This is a genomic window from Clostridium sp. CS001 (assembly GCF_020443565.1).
GTDB lineage: Bacteria > Bacillota > Clostridia > Clostridiales > Clostridiaceae > Clostridium_AD.
The window spans coordinates 1-2131 of sequence record NZ_JAIZZN010000060.1; the positions used below are offsets into that span (position 1 = coordinate 1).

The 2131-nt window shown below is 30.5% G+C and carries 2 protein-coding genes and 1 tRNA gene; 2 read left to right on the plus strand and 1 reads right to left on the minus strand.

Annotation, left to right across the window (positions count from 1 at the left end):
* The first annotated feature begins 35 nt into the window (after nucleotides 1-35).
* Nucleotides 36-111, plus strand: a tRNA-Phe gene (locus LGK97_RS19480).
* 114 nt (nucleotides 112-225) lie between these two features.
* Here the strand turns inward: LGK97_RS19480 and LGK97_RS19485 are convergent.
* Entirely contained in the window at nucleotides 226-900 is a 675-nt protein-coding gene (locus LGK97_RS19485) for a uracil-DNA glycosylase (RefSeq protein WP_226261966.1), read from the minus strand.
* A 189-nt stretch (nucleotides 901-1089) separates the two neighbouring features.
* On the opposite strand from LGK97_RS19485, the gene LGK97_RS19490 reads away from it, so the two are divergent.
* Nucleotides 1090-1965, plus strand: a complete 876-nt coding sequence (locus tag LGK97_RS19490; protein ID WP_226261968.1) for a YitT family protein — start codon at nucleotides 1090-1092, stop codon at nucleotides 1963-1965.
* The last annotated feature ends 166 nt before the right edge of the window (nucleotides 1966-2131 follow it).

Below are 2131 nucleotides of genomic sequence, written 5' to 3' on the forward strand. Positions count from 1 at the left end.
GCCTTGTGGGAGAGTAGGTTGTCGCCAGGTAATGTGGCTGGATAGCTCAGTCGGTAGAGCAGAGGACTGAAAATCCTCGTGTCCCTGGTTCGATTCCTGGTCTAGCCACCAAAAAACGTCTTAGATAACTCTAAGGCGTTTTTTTATAATTAAAAAGCCTTTAATAAATATCAAAATAACCCTTTATAATATAATTAATTATTTATATTATAAGGGGCATAATATTTATATGTTTTCAATCTGCCAATCAACAGGCTTTTTACCTTGTGAAATTAAGAAGTTATTTGCATTAGAGAAAGGTTTACTATTGAAGAAACCTCTATGTGCTGATAATGGGCTTGGATGTGCAGACTTTATTATATGGTGAATTGGATTTGTTATTAAAGATTGTTTTGTTTCAGCATTTTTACCCCAAAAAATGAAAACTAAAGGACTTGTTTTATCATTTAATAAAGTAATTATTTTACTAGTAAAGCGTTCCCAACCTATATTTTTATGAGAATTAGCTTCTCCGGATCTAACCGTAAGCACTGTATTAAGTAGTAAGACACCTTGGTCAGCCCACTTTTTTAAATATCCGTTATTAGGAATATAACAACCTAAGTCATTATGTAATTCTTTATATATATTTAATAGAGAAGGTGGAATAGACGTACCAGTCATTACTGAAAAACTTAAGCCGTGAGCTTGCGAAGCACCATGGTAGGGATCTTGACCAAGTATAACAACTTTTACATTCTTATAGGATGTGTATTTGATTGCATTAAATGTGTTTTGAACTTCAGGATATATTTGTCTGTTTTTGTATTCCTCATTTAAGAAGCTTTTTAATTTTAAATAGTAATCACTATTAAATTCTTCTAGTAAAAGTGTATCCCAATCATTCATTAATTCCTTCATAAAATCACCTCAAGTAATTTTAACATAAATACTTTGATTAACGTAAAATAAATAGTTTATTTCGGCAAAGAGATTAATAAGATACTAATTACCTTTGGTTTAATATATAATAATAGAAAATGCGAGAACATATGATATAAAGTAATGATAAGTTATTTTGTAAGCTAGATAAAGGTAAGGAGGTAGTATATGAAAAAATTTTATAGTAATGAGTCTAAGGATTTATTTCAGAAGATTATTCTTATTGTGTTAGGAAGTTTAATTATGGCTGTTGGAATAAACTTATTTATAATTCCTAATAAGCTTCTTAGTGGAGGTATTTCAGGAATAGGGTTAATGTTACAGTATATTTTCAGTATACCCATGGGTGTTACAATATTAATACTTAACATTCCGCTTCTCATATTAAGTATATTAAAAATAAATAAAAAGTTCACCATGTTTACAATTCTAGGTACCATTTCATTATCAGTTTTCTTAATTATTACGGCGCCTTTAAATAAGATGCTTGCGCCTGTTGAAGAATCTTATAGACTTCTTTATTGTATATATGGAGGAGTACTTTCAGGTATAGGTAGTGGAATTGTCTTTTCTAATGAAGGTTCCACTGGTGGAATGGATATTGTAGCTATATATGCTAAAAAGAAATATGATATTGAAGTAGGCATGATGAGTTTTATAATAAATTTCTTAATTGTAGCAGTTGGATCTGTGATGTTTGATTTTAAAGTAGGTCTGTATACTCTAATTGCTATGTATATTACTGCTACTGTTATGGAAAAAATTATAAATGGATTAAGTAGACGTAAAATGCTTTTAATAGTATCAGAAAAGGAAAAGGAAGTAAGTGTTGCTATAATGAATAGCTTTAATAGAGGTGTAACTATTTTATACGGGGAAGGTGCATATACCAGTAATAGAAAAGATGTAATGTACTGTGTTGTTTCTTTGGGACAATTACCACAAATTAAGAGAGTTATAAAAGATATAGATAACAAAGCATTTATTTCTATAATTGATATTGCTGAGGTTCAAGGTAATGGATTTAAAAGTCCATTAGGTTAGATATAAAGTATAATATGAATATAATAAAGAAAGCATGTAATCTCTATACATGCTTTTTTTTATTGTGCGCCCAGCATGGGCGCAATCTAAAGGGTGAAAGTCCCTAGCACGGGTTAATAGTGCCAAGTGCATAGCTTAAGACAAGGGTGTCCATGGTGACGTGGAA

Excerpts from the sequence above, each read along its gene's own strand:
- LGK97_RS19485 (WP_226261966.1), bottom strand. The coding sequence starts at position 900 with ATGAAGGAATTAATGAATGATTGGGATACACTTTTACTAGAAGAATTT.
- LGK97_RS19490 (WP_226261968.1), top strand. The coding sequence starts at position 1,090 with ATGAAAAAATTTTATAGTAATGAGTCTAAGGATTTATTTCAGAAGATT.